Here is a 19,951-nt window from a genome sequence, read left to right as displayed (position 1 = left end):
TCATTCCCCCAGAATAGTGCCTGGCAGCAAAGCTCGACCCCGCAGAAAGTCCGCCGCCGAAAGACGCTTTTTGCCAGGAAGCTGCAGTTCCCGCACCAGAAGCGTGCCGTCTCCGCAGGCAATACGCACCCCTTCGGGACCGGCCGCGACGATCGTACCAGGGTCAGCATCATCGCCATTTTCCGGCACTGTGCTGCCAATTTTGAGAGTCTCCCCTTGCAGGGTAGTATAGGCTCCCGGCCATGGGGTCAGACCCCGGACCAGGTTATGAATGGTCAAGGCATTTTTTTGCCAGTCTATGCGGCCATCCTCTTTTTTCATCATCGCCGCATAGCAACTCAATGCATCGTCCTGAGGCTCGGGCCGAAGGGTTTCTTCGCAGAGACGTTGCAGAGTCTCTTCCATGGCTTCACGACCAAGCAACGCCAAACGATCGTGAAGCTCTCCCGCGGTTTCCTCTGCTCCAATTTCGGTAGCCCGCTTGACCAGCATATCGCCGGTATCGAGACCCACATCCATCAGCATAGTGGTCACCCCGGTGACCTGCTCGCCATCAACCACTGCCTTGTTGATCGGAGCGGCGCCCCGATAGCGAGGCAGTAATGACGCATGAACATTGATACAGCCATACCGGGGGATATCCAACACGCTTTTTGGCAGGATCTGCCCATAGGCAACCACTACGATCAGATCGGGCGCCAAAGACTTGATTTCCTCGACCACCGCCGGATCTCGCAGTTTAAGAGGCTGATATACGGGGATACCGTGCTGTACGGCAAGCTCTTTGACCGGCGGCGGTGCCAGCTTTTTGCCCCGTCCCCGTGGCCGATCAGGCTGGGTATAGACGGCGCACAAATCCACACCGAAGTCGAGAAGCCCTTGCAACGTGTGCAGGGCGAAGTCCGGCGTGCCCATAAAAATGGTACGAATATTCCCCGCCTTGATCACAGTTGCTGCTCCTGTTGTTTCATGATTTTGACATATTTTTTACGAAACATCCCCTTCTTCAGGGAAGAGAGATGGTCGACAAAGAGCAGACCGTCAAGGTGGTCGATCTCGTGTTGAAAGGCAACAGCCTGGAAGCCCTCGCTGACCATTTCCTGCGGTTGGCCCTGCAGATCGAGAAAGCGTACTGTAACCTTTTGAGCCCGATGGATACGGCAATAATACTCGGGAACCGAAAGACAGCCTTCTTCTTCAAACTGCTCGCCTTCGCGGCTTACAATCTCGGGATTGACCGCGGTGATCAATTGTGCCGGTTCCCCTTTAGGCGCGCAATCAAGCACAATCAAACGCTGGCTGATACCGACCTGGGGAGCAGCCAAACCCACTCCCGGTGCGGCATACATGGTTTCTGCCATATCCTGAGCCAGAGTCTTGATGGTCTCGTCGATTTCGGTTACCGGTTGCGCCACTTGCTGCAACACGGGGTCGGGATAGTGTCGAATCGTTAAAATTGCCATGAATCCTGCCAATGTTCCAACACCGGATGTATGATTTGCTGATTAACGGTATTGGATGTAAAAAAGGCCCTAATAGGACCGTTATCAAAAACTACCAGGCTATAGAATAATTATCCCATAATAGGGCTATTCAAGGCCAAAAGTCAACCTTTGCGCTCTCTGCAAACAAGCTGCAAGCACCTGTTTTAAAAGCCTTTTAGTGCCTCAATCAAGGCTTCGGCCATGCGAGCCGGGCTGGTTGCTACCTTTACCCCGCAGCCTCGCAGAGTAGCGATCTTGTCCACCGCCCGGCCTTTGCCCCCGCTGACGATGGCACCTGCATGTCCCATGCGTTTACCGGGCGGCGCGGTAACTCCGGCAATAAAAGCCGCCACCGGCTTGCGCATGTGGCGTTGAATCCAGTTTGCCGCTTCTTCTTCGGCAGACCCGCCAATCTCGCCTATAAGAAAGACCGACTCGGTAGCCGGATCGTCGTTAAAGAGCTTGAGGATATCGATAAAACCACTGCCAATAATAGGATCGCCGCCGATACCGACACAGGTCGACTGCCCAAGGCCGGCATCGCTGAGTTGCTGAACCGCTTCGTAGGTCAGGGTACCGCTGCGGGAGACCACCCCCACCGTGCCCGGACGATGGATATCACCGGGCATGATGCCTGCCTTACACTGGCCGGGGGTTATTACGCCGGGACAATTCGGGCCGATCAGGCGCATGGCGCAGCCCTGTAGAGCCTGCTTGACCTGCACCATATCGCGAACGGGAATGCCTTCGGTGATACAGACCGCCAGCTCAATTCCTGCTTCCGCTGCCTCAAGAATGGCGTCCGCTGCAGCCGGCGGAGGCACGAAAATCATCGAGACATTGGCCGCTTCATGCTCCACAGCCTCAGCGACGGTATCGTAAACCGGAATATTATCGCTGCATGCCCCGCCCTTGCCGGGAGTGACACCGGCAACAATTGAACTGCCGTAGTCCCGACAGGACTGGGCATGAAACAGCCCGGCCCGACCGAGGCCCTGAACTACAATCCGCGAATCCTGATTTATTAATATTGCCATCGGCTATTATCCGTTTCGAAATCCGGTCCATTGTCTACAGAACAACGACCAGGCGTGTCACAACAGCTCAAGCGAGCAGCGCAACAATACGCGCCGCACCTTCCCCCAGGCCATCGACGCAAGTCACGTTGAGACCGGAATCCGCCAGCAGCGCTTTACCCTCATCGACCTGGGCACCGGCCATGCGCACCACAATAGGCAGCTGGCACGATGTTGCACCGGCAGCATCGATAATCCCTTGGGCCACGATATCACAGCGCATGATACCGCCAAAGATATTGACGAACACCCCTTGGACCTCCTGGTCCTGAAGAATGATACGAAATGCCTCGGCGACCTTTTCCCGACTGGCGCCGCCACCGACATCGAGAAAATTCGCCGGCTCGCCTCCGCACTCCTGCAGCACATCCAGAGTCGCCATGGCCAAACCCGCGCCATTAACCAGACAACCGATACGTCCGCTCATCTTGATATAGGCGATATCAAAACGCCCGGCCTGCACTTCAAGGGGATCGAGTTGGCTGTGGTCGAGAAGAGCCTGTTCTTGCGAATGACGGAACAGAGCATTGTCATCCAGGTTGAGTTTAGCATCCATAGCCAACAATTGACCGTCAACTGTCGTTACCAGGGGATTAACCTCAAGCAGAGAGCAGTCTTTCTCAAGGAACAGTCGATAGAGATTGAGCATCAAATCGACGGCTGCCTCGCATATCGAACCTCGCAAACCGAGGGCCATGGCTAAGCGACGCGCCTGAAATGAGCGCAGCCCGAGGCAAGGATCGATGAGTTGCCGATGAATCTGTTCCGGCGCACTACTGGCCGTTTCCTCGATGTCGACTCCTCCGGCAGCCGAGGCAATGAGACAGTAACGGGAGACAGAACGGTCGAGAGTAATGGAAAGATAAAACTCCCGCTCAATGGCGACAGCCTCTTCAACAAGCAAACAAGCGACCGGCAAACCATCGGAACCGGTCTGGGGGGTGACCAGGGTGGCCCCAAGCATGGTGACAGCTAATTCGCCCGCATCTGCAGAAGTTTTAGCTAGCTTCACACCACCGGCTTTTCCGCGGCCTCCGGCATAAACCTGGGCCTTCAGCACACTGGTGCCACCCAGTTCCTCCGTCAGGCGCTGCGCCTCCGCAGCAGAAGCAGCGACACTGCCCCGTGGCACCGGCACTCCATAGGCCCGAAACAACTCCTTGGCCTGATATTCATGAAGATTCATGCAGCCCTCTTCCTAAAACAGAGTCACCTAAATATTTCGCAAAACCCCACGAGAGGGCTAAGCAAAAATTTCGACCTACAAGGCGTAGTAGTTTTTCAGGGGTGAAAGCATACATCAGTATGTCGAATTCCTGAAAAAGTGCTGCAACACAGTAGGGCGGACTTTTTGCGCCGCCATCACTTGGGGACTTTTTCCCAATCGGCGAGAAAACGCTCTATACCGACATCGGTCAGGGGATGTTTGACCAGTTGCTGCAGGACTCCAAAGGGGATGGTGCAAATATCGGCGCCTATCAGGCCGGCATTAAGAACATGCAACGGACTGCGCACTGAAGCAACGATAATCTCCGAAGCGAAACCGTAATTGTCGAGGATGGTGCGGATCTGCTCGATCCCTTCCATTCCATCATGACCGACATCGTCAAGACGACCGACGAAAGGAGAGATATAGGCTGCTCCCGCCTTGGCGGCCAGCAGGGCCTGAATCGGCGAAAAGACCAATGTTACGTTAATGTTGACGCCCTCGTCTGCCAGAGTGCGAGTAGCCTTCAGGCCCTCGGCGGTCATCGGAACTTTAACCACAATATTGGGATGAATCTTGACCAGCTCCCGCGCTTCATCGATCATGCCCGGCGCATCGAGAGCCACCACTTCAGCGGAAATGGGACCATCAACAATAGTAGTAATTTCGGTGATGACCTCTTTAAAGTCCCGACCGCTTTTGGCAACCAGTGATGGGTTGGTGGTTACTCCGTCAACCAGGCCCATTTCATGGGCAGTGCGAATTTCATCTACATCAGCAGTATCGATAAAGAATTTCATGGTCCGGCTCCTATAAAAAAGGGGATAAAACTATCTACAAATCCTACGCATCAACTGAAACTTCAATGGGAATCCCGAAACGCATCGCGGCACTTTTCAGAGCAAAAATGGTAGGTTCGCCCATCGGTTACTAACTCCACAGCCAGACTGCGCGGCACATAGGTACCGCATTGAGGGTCCTGAATCATCTCCTCGCCAGCCTCAGTCTTTTCCGGTTCCGGCTTCGGAGAGCGGCGCTTGGTCGAACCACGAAGGAGCTTTACCAGGGCGTAAAAAACCCAAAACAACAGTAGAAATTGGAGAAAACGCATCAGATCACCAGGTCCGAGAAAAGTATTTAATCCCTTGATTACAGGGTAACTCATCGCACAACTGGCGCACAGTCTTTCCCTGCAGAGGATGCAGCATCTCCGGCGCCAGGTCTCTTAAAGGAATCAGGACGAACGCTCGCAGATGAAGGCGTGGATGAGGTAGCGTCAAATCCCTGTCTTCGCATACGAGATGAGAAAAAAAAAGAAGATCGATGTCCAGGGTTCTCGGGCCATGATAGATAAGGCGCTCACGTCCGAACTGTTTTTCAACGGCCAGACAATTCTCCAGCAGCTTGTCAGCCGATAGAGTCGTGGTTATTTCAAGAACCGCATTCAGATAGGCGTCTTGCCCCGGTGGCCCCCCCACAGCGACAGTTTCGTACAGAGCCGACGATTTTACCACGGTGATCCCCGGCAATTTATCCAGAGCCTGTCGGGCTCCACGCAAAGAGCCCAGGCGATCACCGAGATTGGCACCAAGGCCAAGAAAGGCCGTTACCATACTTTCCTCATCGTCAATGTACGTCCAGGCATGGCGGCCCGGTAAATGCTTTTAGCACTCGATTTCTACGAATTCCATGTCGAGAAGGTCTACGGACAGACAGCGCTTTCGGGCTGGCGTGCCCCGACCAAGGAGTATTTTGCAGGCTTCGGCCACCTCCAGGCTGGCAATAACCGCAGGAGTAAAAGAGGGGTTGCCAAGCTCGGTTTCAAGGCCTCGACCTCCGGTGTCATCCGAAAAAATCTTTTCCAAGGTACGCTCGCCTGGAAACTGGCTGCCAACGTAGCCGTACCAGCCGGCGATGGAACCATAAACCAAGGGTACATTTTCTGCGCGGCAAGCCTCGGCCAACTCCAATCGAACGGTTATACTATCCAGGCCATCGATGGCGATATCGGCACCAGCCAATATCTGCCGCCCGTTTTCAGAGCCAAACGCTTCGCACACAGGGATCAAATCCACTGACGGGTTTAAGCGATCAACGCGCCGGGCTGCTGCAGCGACCTTATTCATTCCAAGGAAATCGGGCGTAGCCAGCAATTGACGGTTCAGATTATGTTCCTCAAAAACATCATAATCCACCGCGACAATATGGCCAACGCCAAGCCGTGCAAGCTCTTCGATGATATAGCCCCCCAGACCTCCGCAACCAATAACAACCGCCCGACTATGGAACAAACGTATCTGTTCTTGCAGGGATATCATGTTGCGATTGCGTTGATAGCGGGCCGGCAACAAACCGTTTTTCAACGCCATTTCTTCTACCTGGCGGTAACTCAGACCAAAACGATGTGCTGCGGATTGCTGATCGGCCCAAGGCAGAAGGTCTCCCTGTATCCGCGACTGAAGCCACTCTATTACTTCCTTCATGTTCTTCCCCCACATAAAAGCAGAGAGGGCGTCCCGAACGGCGCCCCCTCACCTGCAAATCCATTTCGATTATCCGGCAATTGCAAAGAGAGCGGTCAATGGTCGCAAATACCCTGCGGAAAAGCAACCCCTATCACGAGGCCAGGAGCACCTTTACCCCACACAAACGGCACATTCTAAATCGAGATATCTTTCGATACCTCTAGGCAGGACAAATAAAGAAACGCCCGACCAAAGGCCGGGCGTTTCGGGTCTTGCTTTCAAGTTGCTAAGAATTACATAGCAGCCTTGAAGATGCCAATGACCTGCTCCAGCGTAGCGGTACGCGGGTTGGTCAGCTGGCAAGCGTCTTTCTTAGCGTTCTCGGCCATTACTTTGAAGTCTTCTTCTTTAACGTCGAGATCGGTCAGACCGGCAGGGATGCCGATGGAAGCGGACAGTTCGCGGATAGCAGCGATACCGGCTTCAGCAGCTTCGGTCTGGGTCATGCCTACGGTGTCAACGCCCATGAACTCGGCGATGTCAGCGAAACGATCCGGGCAAGCGATCAGGTTGAATTCGCAAACGCAAGGCAGCAGGATAGCGTTGCAAACACCGTGAGGCAGGTTGTAGAAACCACCAAGCTGGTGAGCCATGGAGTGTACGTAGCCGAGGGAAGCGTTGTTGAACGCCATGCCGGCCAGGTACTGAGCGTAGCACATCATGTCGCGAGCTTCGATGTTGGCGCCCAGAGCAACAGCAGGACGCAGCCACTGAGCGATCAGGCGCATGGCTTTTTCAGCGCAAGCGTCGGTGATCGGGGTAGCGATGGTCGAAACGTAAGCTTCAACAGCGTGAGTCAGGGCGTCCATACCGGTAGCTGCGGTCAGTGCCGGGGGCTTACCAACCATCAGTACGGGATCGTCAACGGCGACCAGAGGAGTACAACGCCAGTCAACGATAGCCATCTTGACGTGGGTATCGGTGTTGGTGATGATGCAGAAACGGGTCATTTCAGAAGCGGTACCCGCGGTGGTGTTGATGGCTACGAGGGGAGTCATGGGCACGGTGCTCTTGTTGACGCCTTCGTAGTCACGGATGTGGCCGCCACCAGCGGTAACAAGGCCGATACCTTTAGCGCAGTCATGGGAAGAACCGCCGCCGAGGGAAACGATGAAGTCGCAGCCTTCGTCTTCGAAAACCTTAACGCCGTCGTGTACGTTCTTGTCGGTCGGGTTGGGCTCAGCACCGTCGTAGATGATGCAGTCAACGCCAGCAGCCTTGATGGTGTCGGCGATCTTGGGAGCAACACCCATTTTGTTCAGGCCGGCGTCGGTGACGAGCAGAACTTTTTTGGCGCCAAGCTCAGCGGCCTTAGGGCCAACTTCGTTAGCACAACCAACACCCATCAGAGTAACGCTGGGGATGAAGAAACCGTAAGTAGTGTCTGCGAGATTTACAACTGCCATTGTGAATCCTCCTAGTTAAGCGTTGAAGAAAAAAAACCCCACACAGGTTTTTGCACGGCGAAATTTTTACTATAAATCTCAAAACAAATCAAACGATTTTTTTAAAACATTGTTTATTGCAATTTTCTTGATCCCCGCCAGCTTTGACATATCACGGATGATGAACTCTGCCCAATCTCTTGGCAAATAAAAAAACACTTTATTTCTCTATACTTTGCAAGACACATAAGACCAGAACAAGCAACCATTTGCTGTATTTTTCATTAACCAAACAGCGTAGCAAAACCACTTTTCCCACGCCAGGAACGAACCCCAAATATCATCTCAGCCACTCATAATTTATTTAGTCGCGGACAAGCGACACAAGGAAGAAAATGCGATTTTACAACAATGTTTGCATAAACTTTTCACGGCTTCCAAACCTGGAGGCGAAGCGGCAGCAAGCAGACAAAAACCTTTAAATCACCAGCGGCAGAAAGACCAGCTTTAGACATATCCTCTTCCAGCACAACCTTAAAAACTTTCACCCGTGTAGCCCCGGTGACTTTTTATTTCATTTCGTATACCACAACGCAAAACATCGTTTATGGCAGCCCGCCACTCCACCACCCATGGAATTAAACGATCCATACTCAATGAGACCTTTAAAAACCACGCAGCTCCTCCCCTTCCCAAAAACCTACAACCCGACTTCGGTCACTTCACAAAAAGAAACGCCCGGCCAAAAGGCCGGGCGTTTCGGGTCCTGCTATCAAGTTGCTAAGAATTACATAGCAGCCTTGAAGATACCAATGACCTGCTCCAGCGTAGCGGTACGCGGGTTGGTCAGCTGGCAAGCGTCCTTCTTGGCGTTTTCGGCCATAATCTTGAAGTCGGCTTCTTTAACGTCGAGGTCGGTCAGACCAGCAGGGATGCCGATGGAAGCGGACAGCTCGCGGATAGCAGCGATGCCAGCAGCAGCAGCTTCAGTAATGGTCAAGCCTTCGCAAGGAACGCCCATGAACTCGGCGATGTCAGCGAAACGATCCGGGCAAGCGATCATGTTGAATTCGCAAACGCAAGGCAGCAGGATGGCGTTACAAACACCGTGAGGCAGGTTGTAGAAACCACCAAGCTGGTGAGCCATGGAGTGAACGTAACCGAGGGAAGCGTTGTTGAACGCCATGCCGGCCAGGAACTGAGCGTAGCACATGGCATCGCGAGCGGCCAGGTTAGCACCCAGAGCAACGGCGGGACGCAACCACTGAGCGATCAGACGGATAGCTTTTTCAGCGCAAGCGTCGGTGATCGGAGTAGCGATAGTCGAAACGTAAGCTTCAACAGCGTGAGTCAAGGCGTCCATACCGGTAGCGGCGGTCAGCGCAGGAGGCTTACCTACCATCAGTACTGGATCATCAATGGCGACGAGAGGAGTTACACGCCAGTCAACGATAGCCATCTTAACGTGGGTATCGGTGTTGGTGATGATGCAGAAACGGGTCATTTCAGAAGCGGTACCCGCGGTGGTGTTGATGGAGATCAGAGGAGTCAAAGGTACGGAGCTCTGGTTAACACCTTCGTAGTCGCGGATGTGGCCGCCACCGGCGCAAACAAGGCCGATACCCTTACCACAGTCATGAGAAGAACCGCCACCCAAGGAAACGAGGAAGTCACAGCCGTTGTCCTGGAAAACCTTAACGCCGTCATGAACGTTTTTGTCGGTCGGGTTAGGCTCAGCACCATCATAGATAATGCAATCAACACCAGCAGCCTTGATGTTATCTTGAATCTTAGCAGCCACGCCCATCTTGTTCAGGCCAGCATCGGTAACGATCATGCATTTTTTTGCGCCCAGCTCGGCAGCTTTAGCGCCAACTTCGTTAGCAGAGCCAACACCCATCAGAGTTACGCTAGGAATGAAGAAGCCGTAAGTAGTGTCAGCGAGATTAACAACAGGCATGGTAAATCCTCCTCAAGATTTTGTTTGTTGAAAGAGCTTGCACAATTATAAAGCCTTCTACCACCAAAAGAATTCTAAAGTGTTACGCCTTCACCCCCCTTCCTTTCTGTTTACTGAAATTGATTTTGGCACATAAACATCTTTTGTCAAGACTATTCATCAAAAAAACAAAACACTGTTTAAAGATGCCATAACGTCGGAGCCAAAACATAGAGCAATTAGGATGCCAGCGCTCCATTAATGCAACAATTAAGGGATCAAACGCCGACCCATAACCTCCCTGAAAGAGCCTCCAAATCGGCCAAACATCAGCGCCCTTGCTGGCAACCCCTGAAGAGAAAAACAAATCGCTGTTTAATTTTCTCGACCAAGACCCTCCTCCCAGGGGAGCAAAAAGCACCGCCATTACGCCCAACGAACAATAAAACAACAACCCGGGCAAACATTACGTGTCAAAGTGTTCCATTATGGGTCTCTTGCGGGTGTTACATTATGCACCATGTCCTCGCCGGGTCCGCTTCAAACCCCGCCCCCGGAGGTCACGCAAACACTCTTTTCTGTTGAAAAAGCCCTACCATTGGTGTAATTTCTAGCGTCGCATACAATTTTGCAGCAAAGCGCTCACAGAAAGGCTTTCGCAAACCGGATTTTAAACTGACATCAACCCCGGAAGTCATCTCAAGACCTTTCTCAAGAGCGAATCCGGGGCTGCGCATTGACATACAATCTAATCGATCTCCGAGCCGACCGACCTAAAGATATCTACTCCAAGGTCAGAGGCCTACGGGTCTTGCTGGAAACGGTGCGACCTCCCGCTTTGGAAAGGAGAGTCCTTCTGCGCCGCACCTTGTGTTTCGACGCACCGGAGGTTCTTTCCGAAAGGACAAGAACCTCTTTTCAATTCCGGACACGTAACTTAAAGATCGAAAACGCATGGGAAAGTTAAACGTTGTTCTATTGCTCTTCTTACAGTTTAAAAACTAAGCTGAAGCCTGGACACAGTTATATCGCAGGTCTCTCGTACTGCAAGTGAGTGCCAGAATAAAATTGTAATATCTCTTTATTCTCAGCAGCAGGGTACCGCGCAGAACTGCCAGCGCCCTTTGAGATTTAAATCTTCACAAATATTCGTTTTCATATATCAAGGCATCTCTACAGAGTGCCGAAATCAGCTACCAGCAAAGCATTTAGGAAGGAAGTTTCTATGCCCAGCTTTGAAGAAGCCCGTGCCACCATTCTTAACCAAGTCCCCCTGATGGGCCTTGAGCGGGCGTCCATTCTCGATGCCGGCGGTCGTGTTCTCGCCGAAGACATCACGGCCCTGTGGGACATGCCCCGCTGGACCAACTCGGCCATGGACGGATATGCCGTGCGTGCAGCCGACTGCCAGGAACCAACCACTCTTCCCGTTAGCGGTTTTATCCCTGCCGGCGGCTCCCTCGGGTCCCCGATGGAACCCGGCACCGTGGTCAAGATCATGACCGGCGCCCCCCTTCCGGAGGGAGCGGATGCCATTGTGCCCGTGGAAGATACTGAAGAGACCGAGGGTGGCGTTCACTTCCCCAAGCCGGTCAAAGCTGGATCTCACATTCGCCACAAAGGAGAAGACGTTCAGCGCGGAGAAGTGATCGTACCCACCGGCACGATTCTAAGGCCAGCGGAGGTCGGTATGCTCGCCTCCTTTGGCAAGATCTTTGTCTCGGTTTATCGGCCGGTCAGGGTAGCCATCCTGGCGACCGGGGATGAATTGATCGAACCAGGAGATCCGCTGACCGAAGACAAAATCATTAACAGTAACACCTTGGCCCTGGCCACAGCCCTGCGGGAAATCGGCGCCGAACCGACCATCCTTGGCATCGCCCGCGACACCCGCGAAGCAACTCGGGAAAAGATGCTTGAAGGACTCAAGGCCGACGCCTTGATTACCTCTGCAGGTGTATCGACCGGCGACCGCGACTTTGTCCGCACCGTACTCGACGAACTTGGTGCGGAAACCCTCTTTTGCCGCGTGGGAATCAAACCGGGCCGACCAACCACTTTTGCCCGCCTCGACAAGACGCCGATCTTCTGCCTGCCCGGCAACCCCGTATCGACCATGGTCACCTTTGAAGAACTGGTCAGACCCGCCCTGCTTAAAATGATGGGCCACAGCCGAGTCATCAAACCCCTGATCGAAGCCACACTGCTGACGGACTTGACCAAGAAACGCCTCGGCGTTCTCAATTTTCAGCGAGTCAGCATTGAAGTAAGAGACGGCAAGTATCTGGCTAGCTGCTCCGGCGATCAGAACACCGGCATTCTTAAGACCATGGTCCAGGCCGATGCCCTTGCGCTGCTGCCCGAAGATCGCGATCATTTTCAAGCCGGCGACCAGGTAAACATCCACTTACTTAGCCGCTACGCCGATATGCTTGAGTACTGAGGTTCTCGTTAACCGTCGCAATCACGCGAACTATGCGGTATACCGCATTAATTCACATTGACTGCCGAGCTTCACCCATAGTATTTTAATAATCTATGCTAAGTCTTTGAAGCAGATGCTGTGTCAAAGAATAGATTACGGGCGGAAAAACCTCATTTCTCGGCGGTCAAACCATGAATATCAGTAAATTTGTCATTCCGGAAGTCATCTTCGGTCCGGGAGCCCTGCAACATCTCGGCGAGAGCGCTGCAGGCAGCGGTGCCTTCAGGGCCCTTGTGGTGACCGACAGCGGTTTGCTGGAAACCGGTTGGATCGACAAAGCAACTGAATACCTCGCCGCAGCGGGAGTCGAATTCGAAATTTTTTCTGCGCTAAGCTCAAATCCCAAGGACACGGAAGTTGAGGTGGCCCTGGAACGATACCGAGCCGCTAAATGCGATGCCGTCATCGGAGTTGGTGGCGGAAGTTGCGCCGACATGGCCAAAGTCATAGCCATGTTAGCCACTAATGGCGGTCAACTGACCGACTATGAAGGCATCAACAAGATTCACCAGCCTCTGCCTCCCGTGATCATCGTTCCTACCACTGCCGGCACCGGCACCGAGGTTACCCAGTTCGCTCGCATCGTAAATACCGAGCGCCGACTGAAGATGTCTTTTGTCTCACGGTCCCTTATTCCTGATATTGCCCTGATCGATCCGAATTTGCTGTCCACGGTTAATCCACGTCTGGCAGCTACTACAGGTATCGATACCCTGGCCCATGCGATCGAAGCCTACGTTTCCCTGGCCGCCACCCCTTTGACCGATCTGCATGCGTTAAAAGCAGTCCGTTTGGTGTTCGGCAACCTGCGCCAGGCCGTAACGGACCGCAGCGACCTGCAGGCCAATACCAATATGGCCCTCGCGAGCCTTAATGCCGGCATTGCCTTTTCCAATGCCATACTCGGCGCCGGCCACGCCATGACCCACCAGGTCGGCGGTCTGATGGATACTCACCATGGCGAAGCCAACGCTATCCTGTTACCCCATGTTATGCAGTTCAATCTACCGGACTGCCGCCAACGATTTCAACAGATCGCCCAGGCGATGGCGGGACTCAGCTCAACGGATCCATTGCCGGCTGCTGAGCACGCTATTGAAGCGGTTAAAAAACTTGTAGCGGATATTGGCTTGAAGCAATCCCTGTCCGACTTAGGGCTCTCTGAAGACCAGCTTCAACGTCTGACCGACAATGTCATGCAAGACGAATGCATTGCCACCAACCCTCGCATGGCCACTCCGAAAGATATTGCCGAACTGTTCCGCAAAGCCCTTTAGCGATTGAAGCAAGTCGCTTAAAACCACAGATGAGTTTTCCTGCCCTGGACAGAGGTCTCAATAGTGAGCCAAAAGCCTGACGGAAAAAATAAGCTAATAGCCGACCTGACCGGCGTCAATGCGTCCAAGTTGAGCTATTACGCCGAGCTGAAGAAGCGTCAGGAAAAGATTCGCCGGCAAAATGTCCGCCTCGAAATTCTGCACCGCCTGACCCGGGCCCTACATCTGGAAATGTCTGTTGAAGACATGTTCAACGAAGCCCAGCAGTTGTTGCCAGAAGCTTTGCCCTGTGATTTGCTTGGCCTGGCCATGTTGCAGAACGATGAACTGGTGATCAAAGCGCTGCCCCCGTTTCATTTTCGACAAGCGCAACCCCTACCGCGCGATTCGGTTCTCTGGGAGCCCCTGAACCTCAACGAGGCCTTGATCCTTGGCGAATTGCCTAAAAGCGACCCCTTTTTCGCCGGGTATCCCCATTTGGCGGAGCAGCTCCATTCTCTGGTGGTGGCTCCCCTGCATTATAAGTCGGCCAACCAGGGACTGCTGCTGATCGGCAGTTCCCAAAAGTCGGCCTATACCCAGGAAGAGCTCAGCTTTGTTCAGCATCTGGCCGAACAGTTGGCCATCAGCATTCAGAACGCCCAGCTCTACGAAGAGGTTTCCCGCGCACGACAAGGCTGGGAAGCGACTTTTAACGCCGTCACCGAACCGATCTTGTTGATAGATACCGAATACAATATTCAACTCAACAACCATCGACCGTTGCCGGAACTATTTCCCGACGGAAAGCCGTCGCAACAGGACCAGAAATGTTTCACTACCCTTTACGGTCGCAACAGTCCCTGTCCTAACTGCCCGATGCAAACGCTGGCCATAGACCCCCGTCCCATTTACCGCCATCTGGAGACAAAAACAGGCCGCCAGCTTGATCTATCCTTTTATCCTGTATTGGGCAAAGAGCAGGAACTGGTAGCAATGACCATCATCATCAAGGACATTACCGAAAAAGCCCAAATGGAAGCCAAGTTGATGCATTCGGCACGATTGGCAGCCATTGGCGAGATGGCAGCGGGGGTCGCCCATGAACTGAATAGCCCGATGACCGTGGTCATCGGTACAGCCCAACTCTTATATGCTGAACTGGCCGGCAACCCGGAACAAGGCGATTCCCTTAAAGAAATCGCTGACTGCGGCCTGCGTTGCAAGCGTATCATCCAGAACCTGCTGACCTTTTCCCGTCAGGAACAGGTCCCGATGGATTTGACCAACCTCAACCGCGAGATCGAACGGGCTCTTGGTCTGGTCAACTATCTGGTCGACCCGACACAGATCACCATTGTCAAACAGCTGGCTGAAGACTTACCGCGAATTATGGCCAACGCCGTACAAATCCAGCAGGTGGTTACCAACCTGCTGATCAACGCCAGAGACGCCCTGACGGATAAAACCGGGGAAAAGACCATCTACCTGAAATCTTATCTAGAGCAGGGACCGGATCAGGATTGGGTGACCGTCTCTGTACGGGACAACGGAACCGGCATAGAAAAGGACAAACTGGACGATGTCTTTACCCCGTTTTACACTAGCAAAGAAGCGACCAAAGGTACCGGGTTAGGTCTTTCGGTCAGCTTCGGGATCGCCCAGGCCCACGGCGGCACCCTGGAAGTGGAAAGCAGTCCCGGCAAAGGTAGCTGCTTTTCTCTGAAGCTGCCGCCCAGTCCGCCACAACCGACTAAACATCTACCCGTCTGAAGACCAAGAGGAGAAGCATGGCTGCACATCCCATCAATGTTTTGATTATCGACGACGAAGAATCCGTCTGTAATTTTTTTCGCCGGCTGCTCGACAGGAAAGGTTGTCGCACGGTTACCGCAGTTAGTGAGAGTGAAGCCCTGCGTGCCCTGGAGGGGTCGCCCTTTCAGGTGGCCATGGTCGACTTGAAGCTTCCCGATACGGATGGCCTGACTCTGCTGAAACATATCAAACGCAAACAGCCCAATTGCGAAGTCATCATCATGACCGGCTTCAGCACCATCCAGACGGCAGTCAAAGCGATGCAGATGGGCGCCTATCAGTATGTTGAAAAACCCTTTGACGATATCAAGCAGATTGAATGGCTGATCCAGGAAGCGGCCGCCTCCGCCTCCCAGGGCAAGCAAAAAGACGAAGAAGAGTGGAGTCAGTTTGCCAAAAGCCAGGGATTCATGGTGGGCAACACACCGGAAATGCGGCAACTGGCATCCCTTGCCTATCGCCTGGCGAGCAAGGACATCAGCATCCTGATTCAAGGGGAAACGGGGACCGGCAAGGAGGTCTTGGCCCGCTTTATCCATGCCACCTCCCACCGGGCCGAACAGATGTTTATCCCCATCAACTGCGGCGCCCTGTCCGACAACTTGCTCGAAAGCGAACTGTTCGGCCACGAACGGGGCTCCTTTACCGGTGCCGGCAGCATGCGCCGAGGCATTTTCGAGCTGGCCAATAACGGTACCCTGTTTCTCGACGAAGTCGGTGAGGCCAGCCTGGCCATTCAGGTCAAACTGCTGCGGGTTCTGGAAACAGGCGAATTCATGCGCCTGGGCGGAGAAAAGATGGTCCATAGCGACGTGCGGGTTATTTCCGCCTCTAACGTCGACCTTGAACAAGCCATGCTCGGCCGTGATTTCCGCGAAGACCTCTTTTACCGTCTCAACGTGGTTAAGTTGGAGATCCCCCCGCTGCGCGCCCGACAGGGAGACATTCCCATGCTGGCGGAACATTTTGTCCGCCAGCTCAATCCCCACCTCACCCTTTCTACAGAGATCACTCAACTGCTCTGCGAATACGACTGGCCGGGGAACATCCGCGAACTGTCCAACACCCTGCGTCAAGCGGTCGCCCTCTGCGACGGCCCGAAGATTCTACCCAAGCACTTTGCCGGCAAGCTGTCCGTCAACCGGCCGCGACCGGTTGTTGTGCCGCAGCGGGATACATCGGCACCGCCCGTTGAAAACAATGAGCCTTCTCTGGACAAGTTCTGGGAACATTACGGTAAGCCCGAGGTTCTGGAACAACTCTCCGGAGGCGAACTGACCCAACTGCTCCATTCCCTGCGCGGCCTCGAAGAGAGCCTCTGTTCGGTGATGCGCAAAAAAGGCATTGCTTCGCCCGGCAGCGAATGTCTCAAGGATTCGGAAGCCGCCTCCATCAAAAAGACTCTGGTCCAGCACCGCTGGAACATTACCGAAACGGCCCGGGTCCTTGGCATCGCCCGCAATACGCTGCACCGCAAGATCAAAAAATACGACCTGCACAATTAGCGGCAACCGCAACAGACAACTTAACTGCCTACTATCAATATTGGGGCTCTATTATCCAGAACTGGAGAATAGAGCCCCGTGTCCCATAAGGAGAGAACTGTTATGAACCGCTCGAAATCTGCCGCGCTCTTTGCCGAGGCAAAACAAGTCATTCCCGGCGGGGTCAACAGCCCGGTACGAGCCTTTCAATCCGTCGGCGGCGAGCCGCTGTTTATCGACCGGGCCAATGGAAGCACCTTGTACGACGTCGACGGCAACGCCTATATCGACTACGTCGGTTCCTGGGGACCGATGATCCTCGGCCATAGCCACCCCAAGGTGGTCGAGGCGGTGTGCCGGGCTGCGGTTCTCGGCTCCTCCTTCGGCGCCCCAACTGCCCTGGAGGTGGCACTGGCGGGGATGGTGCGCCAGGCCTACCCCAATATGGAGCAGTTGCGCATGGTCTCCTCCGGCACCGAAGCCACCATGAGCGCCATCCGCCTGGCCCGGGGCTATACCGGCCGCGACAAGATCCTCAAATTCGAAGGCTGCTATCATGGTCACGCCGACAGCCTGCTGGTCAAGGCTGGCAGCGGCGCGGCCACCTTCGGCGTGCCCACCTCTCCAGGGGTACCGGCCGACCTTGCCCGCCACACCCTGACCGCCTCGTACAACGATCTCGAACAGGTTCAGGCCCTGACCGATGCCCATCGCGGCGACCTGGCGGCCATCATTCTCGAGCCGGTGGCGGGCAACATGGGCTGCGTGGCACCGCTGCCCGGCTTCCTTGAGGGCCTGCGGGAGTTATGCGATTCGGAAGGGATCGTACTGATCATGGACGAGGTGATGACCGGCTTCCGCCTCGCCTACGGCGGCGCCCAGGAGCGCTTCAACATCCGTGGAGACCTGGTCTGTCTCGGCAAGATCATCGGCGGCGGCCTGCCGGTCGGCGCCTTTGGCGGCAAGAAAGAGATCATGCAACAGCTGGCTCCGGAAGGCCCCGTCTATCAGGCTGGCACTCTGTCCGGCAACCCTTTGGCCATGAGCGCTGGCCTCGCCACCTTGAAGCTCCTGCAGGAACCTGGCTTCTACCAGCAACTGGAAGTCAAGAGTGCCTACCTCGAGGCCGGGCTTCGCGAAGCCGCCGAACAGTGCTCTCAACCCACCTGCCTGCAGCGGGTCGGGGCCATGTTCTGCACCTACTTTCATCCCGGCCCGGTCAACTCCTTCGCCGATGCCGCCCAAAGCGACACCGACGCCTTCGGCCGCTTCTTCCGCCTGATGCTGGAGAACGGAGTCAATCTGGCACCCTCTCAGTTCGAGGCCGGCTTCATGAGCGCCGCCCACAGCCAGGAGGATCTCGATCGCACCATCGACGCGGCCCGGAAAGCTTTTGCGGCCCTTTAACTGCCAAGACAGGTTTCACCTGAAAACCTCGCAATAGGCTTCTAGGCTGTTCCGAATACTGCAGACATGAAAAGCCCCCGGTCAGATAACTAGGGGCTTTTCCCATATGTCAGACCGTCCGACTTTTAGGCCTCTTTATCCTTCCAGGCGAGATCTTTTCGAGAAAAGAGACGTTTGCAGCGGTTGCAGAAATAACCGGTGCCGCATTTGACGCACTCCTCAATCAGGTCTCCGCACTGGGGACAATGGGGTTCCATATCCAGTTCTACATATTGGGGATAGTCTTTACAGGTTTTACAGAAAAACTTCGGCCCTTCAACGGATAATTCCTTACTCGTTTCACGACCGCAGATCTTGCAGATTCGCCGAAGCATATACACCCTCCCTACATCGCTTTTGCTTTCAATCCCTGACCAAACAGGCGCTGAATTATATTACAAAATCCGTTGCATCGGGAAGTTGTTTCCAAGAGGGAAAAGAGGACACTCCCCTATTTCCGATAAATCACAATTATCAGACCCCAAGAACTTATCAGACATTGGGAAACAAACAGGGTCGTTGGCAAACGGCAACAGCAGGTCGATAGTTTTTTGGTCAGCGTTGGTGGCTGGTTCACGAAACAAAAAATACCACCTTCATTCGTTGCGCAGCACCTGCAATATCTCCACATTTGCCGCCTGCCAGGCCGGATAGGCACCGGCGGCCAAACCCAGCAACAGAGAGCCGAACAGGCTGCTGCCGATCAACACGGGATCGTAAGCCAGGGGCATTTCGCCGATGCGGCAGACCACCAGCACCAGCAGCAAAGAACTGAGCACCCCCAGGCCGCCACCGATACCCGCCATCAGTCCCGCCTCGAACATGAACTGGCGCACAATATCCCGGCGCTTCGCCCCTACTGCCCGGCGGACACCGATCTCCAGCCTGCGCGTGCGCACCAGCAATACCATGATGGACAAGATACCGAGACCGCCAACGGCAAAGGAAATACTTGAGCTGAGCAGACCGAGGGTCTGCACCAGGGCCAGAGCGTCGCGCTGTACCCGCATGGTGTCTTGAGCGGCCAGCAGGGTAAAGTCATCATCCTCGCCGACATCGATGCTGTGTCGGCGCCGCAGGATAGTTGCCGCCGCCTGCCGCGCTTCCTCGATCGCCTGCGAATCCGCCAACTGCAGATAGACGCCGCTGATCCAGTCCTGGTTGGCCAAGCGCCGCATATAAGTGGTCAGAGGCACGAAGACCTGCTCGTCCTGATCGGTGCCGGCAATATCGGCCCCCTTCGGCTCCATCACACCGATTACCCGCAGCCCTGCCCGATGCAACATCACCTGTTGACCAACAGCTCCCTGGCCATCGCCGAATAGCCGCCGGGCGATACTGGCCCCCAGCACGCAAACCTTGGCCCGCTCCGCTTCATCGCTGGCGGAGAGAAATCGCCCCCAGGCAGCCTTTACATTGCGTACTGTGGCATAGCTGGGCAGAGTGGCGACCAGCTGACAATTGATCTGCAGGTCTCCGGAACGAATGGGGCTGGTAGCCAGTACGAAGGGGGCTCCGGCTCGGGCGGCCGGCACTCCGGCCAGTAGCGCCTTGGCATCCTGCCGGGTAAAATTTCTGGCCAACCCCCGCACCCGGCTACTTCCCGAGGGCCGAAAGGATAACTGGCCGCTGCGAACCATAAATAGATTGGTGCCGAGTTTGGCCGTCTCATGCTCGGCCTTAAGCAGCATGGAACGCGACACATGTTGCACCCCGGTGAGAGCCAGGGCGCCGAGAAACACGCCGACCATGGCCAGAATGCTACGCAGGCGGTGAGCACGCAGGGAAGACAGGGCTATTTTGAGGCTGAAGAACATAACTACTCGCTATCTTATAGATCTGGAACTCT

The 19,951-nt window shown here is 54.6% G+C and carries 17 protein-coding genes and 1 riboswitch; of the genes, 5 read left to right on the top strand and 12 right to left on the bottom strand.

The window, feature by feature from the left end; translation table 11 throughout:
- The 10 genes from fmt to A7E78_RS10960 all read right to left on the bottom strand — a co-directional run bounded on the left by fmt (position 1) and on the right by A7E78_RS10960 (position 9,637).
- Complete coding sequence (fmt, locus tag A7E78_RS11005; protein WP_072285131.1) at positions 1-915, bottom strand: methionyl-tRNA formyltransferase; 915 nt, start codon at positions 913-915, stop codon at positions 1-3.
- A 29-nt stretch (positions 916-944) separates the two neighbouring features.
- Positions 945-1,463, bottom strand: coding sequence for a peptide deformylase (gene def / locus A7E78_RS11000; protein WP_072284328.1), 519 nt, complete (start codon positions 1,461-1,463; stop codon positions 945-947).
- Between the two features lie 185 nt (positions 1,464-1,648).
- The gene (gene sucD / locus A7E78_RS10995; RefSeq protein WP_072284326.1) at positions 1,649-2,521 is read right to left on the bottom strand and encodes a succinate--CoA ligase subunit alpha; all 873 of its coding nucleotides are present in this window, start codon (positions 2,519-2,521) and stop codon (positions 1,649-1,651) included.
- A 67-nt stretch (positions 2,522-2,588) separates the two neighbouring features.
- On the bottom strand, positions 2,589-3,746 hold the full coding sequence (gene sucC, locus A7E78_RS10990) for an ADP-forming succinate--CoA ligase subunit beta (protein ID WP_072284325.1): 1,158 nt from the start codon (positions 3,744-3,746) through the stop codon (positions 2,589-2,591).
- A 176-nt stretch (positions 3,747-3,922) separates the two neighbouring features.
- Positions 3,923-4,567 carry a fructose-6-phosphate aldolase gene (gene fsa, locus A7E78_RS10985; RefSeq protein ID WP_072284323.1) on the bottom strand — a complete coding sequence of 215 codons (645 nt, stop codon included), beginning with the start codon at positions 4,565-4,567 and terminating at the stop codon, positions 3,923-3,925.
- A 62-nt stretch (positions 4,568-4,629) separates the two neighbouring features.
- Positions 4,630-4,878 carry a PP0621 family protein gene (locus A7E78_RS10980; protein WP_072284321.1) on the bottom strand — a complete coding sequence of 83 codons (249 nt, stop codon included), beginning with the start codon at positions 4,876-4,878 and terminating at the stop codon, positions 4,630-4,632.
- Between the two features lie 4 nt (positions 4,879-4,882).
- On the bottom strand, positions 4,883-5,380 hold the full coding sequence (folK, locus tag A7E78_RS10975) for a 2-amino-4-hydroxy-6-hydroxymethyldihydropteridine diphosphokinase (protein ID WP_072284320.1): 498 nt from the start codon (positions 5,378-5,380) through the stop codon (positions 4,883-4,885).
- A 51-nt stretch (positions 5,381-5,431) separates the two neighbouring features.
- Positions 5,432-6,250, bottom strand: a complete 819-nt coding sequence (locus tag A7E78_RS10970; RefSeq protein ID WP_072284318.1) for a HesA/MoeB/ThiF family protein — start codon at positions 6,248-6,250, stop codon at positions 5,432-5,434.
- Positions 6,251-6,525: 275 nt separating this feature from the next.
- Positions 6,526-7,698: an iron-dependent methanol dehydrogenase gene (mdh, locus tag A7E78_RS10965; protein WP_072284316.1), complete on the bottom strand. Its 1,173-nt coding sequence runs from the start codon at positions 7,696-7,698 to the stop codon at positions 6,526-6,528.
- A gap of 766 nt (positions 7,699-8,464) precedes the next feature.
- A complete protein-coding gene (locus A7E78_RS10960) occupies positions 8,465-9,637 on the bottom strand; it encodes an iron-containing alcohol dehydrogenase (protein WP_072284314.1) in 1,173 nt (390 codons plus the stop codon).
- A gap of 724 nt (positions 9,638-10,361) precedes the next feature.
- A riboswitch (molybdenum cofactor riboswitch) is annotated at positions 10,362-10,481 on the top strand.
- 360 nt (positions 10,482-10,841) lie between these two features.
- On the opposite strand from A7E78_RS10960, the gene A7E78_RS10950 reads away from it, so the two are divergent.
- The 5 genes from A7E78_RS10950 (at position 10,842) to hemL (ending at position 18,063) form a co-directional block, all read left to right on the top strand.
- On the top strand, positions 10,842-12,059 hold the full coding sequence (locus tag A7E78_RS10950; protein ID WP_072284311.1) for a molybdopterin molybdotransferase MoeA: 1,218 nt from the start codon (positions 10,842-10,844) through the stop codon (positions 12,057-12,059).
- A 173-nt stretch (positions 12,060-12,232) separates the two neighbouring features.
- Positions 12,233-13,378, top strand: coding sequence for an iron-containing alcohol dehydrogenase (locus tag A7E78_RS10945; protein WP_072284309.1), 1,146 nt, complete (start codon positions 12,233-12,235; stop codon positions 13,376-13,378).
- A gap of 63 nt (positions 13,379-13,441) precedes the next feature.
- Positions 13,442-15,130: a GAF domain-containing sensor histidine kinase gene (locus tag A7E78_RS10940; protein ID WP_072284308.1), complete on the top strand. Its 1,689-nt coding sequence runs from the start codon at positions 13,442-13,444 to the stop codon at positions 15,128-15,130.
- A gap of 17 nt (positions 15,131-15,147) precedes the next feature.
- The gene (locus tag A7E78_RS10935) at positions 15,148-16,677 is read left to right on the top strand and encodes a sigma-54-dependent transcriptional regulator (RefSeq protein ID WP_072284306.1); all 1,530 of its coding nucleotides are present in this window, start codon (positions 15,148-15,150) and stop codon (positions 16,675-16,677) included.
- 102 nt (positions 16,678-16,779) lie between these two features.
- Positions 16,780-18,063, top strand: a complete 1,284-nt coding sequence (gene hemL / locus A7E78_RS10930; RefSeq protein WP_072284304.1) for a glutamate-1-semialdehyde 2,1-aminomutase — start codon at positions 16,780-16,782, stop codon at positions 18,061-18,063.
- A gap of 125 nt (positions 18,064-18,188) precedes the next feature.
- On the opposite strand, the gene A7E78_RS10925 is transcribed toward hemL, so the two are convergent.
- Both A7E78_RS10925 and A7E78_RS10920 read right to left on the bottom strand, forming a co-directional pair.
- Positions 18,189-18,437 carry a YfgJ family double zinc ribbon protein gene (locus A7E78_RS10925; protein ID WP_072284303.1) on the bottom strand — a complete coding sequence of 83 codons (249 nt, stop codon included), beginning with the start codon at positions 18,435-18,437 and terminating at the stop codon, positions 18,189-18,191.
- 261 nt (positions 18,438-18,698) lie between these two features.
- A complete protein-coding gene (locus A7E78_RS10920; RefSeq protein WP_072284301.1) occupies positions 18,699-19,919 on the bottom strand; it encodes an ABC transporter permease in 1,221 nt (406 codons plus the stop codon).
- Positions 19,920-19,951: the final 32 nt, after the last annotated feature.

Origin of the sequence: Syntrophotalea acetylenivorans, from assembly GCF_001887775.1 — a bacterium.
GTDB classification, from domain to species: Bacteria; Desulfobacterota; Desulfuromonadia; order Desulfuromonadales; family Syntrophotaleaceae; genus Syntrophotalea_A; species Syntrophotalea_A acetylenivorans.
The sequence above is the reverse complement of the archived record's forward strand: the minus strand, read 5'-3'. Positions and strand labels throughout refer to the sequence as shown.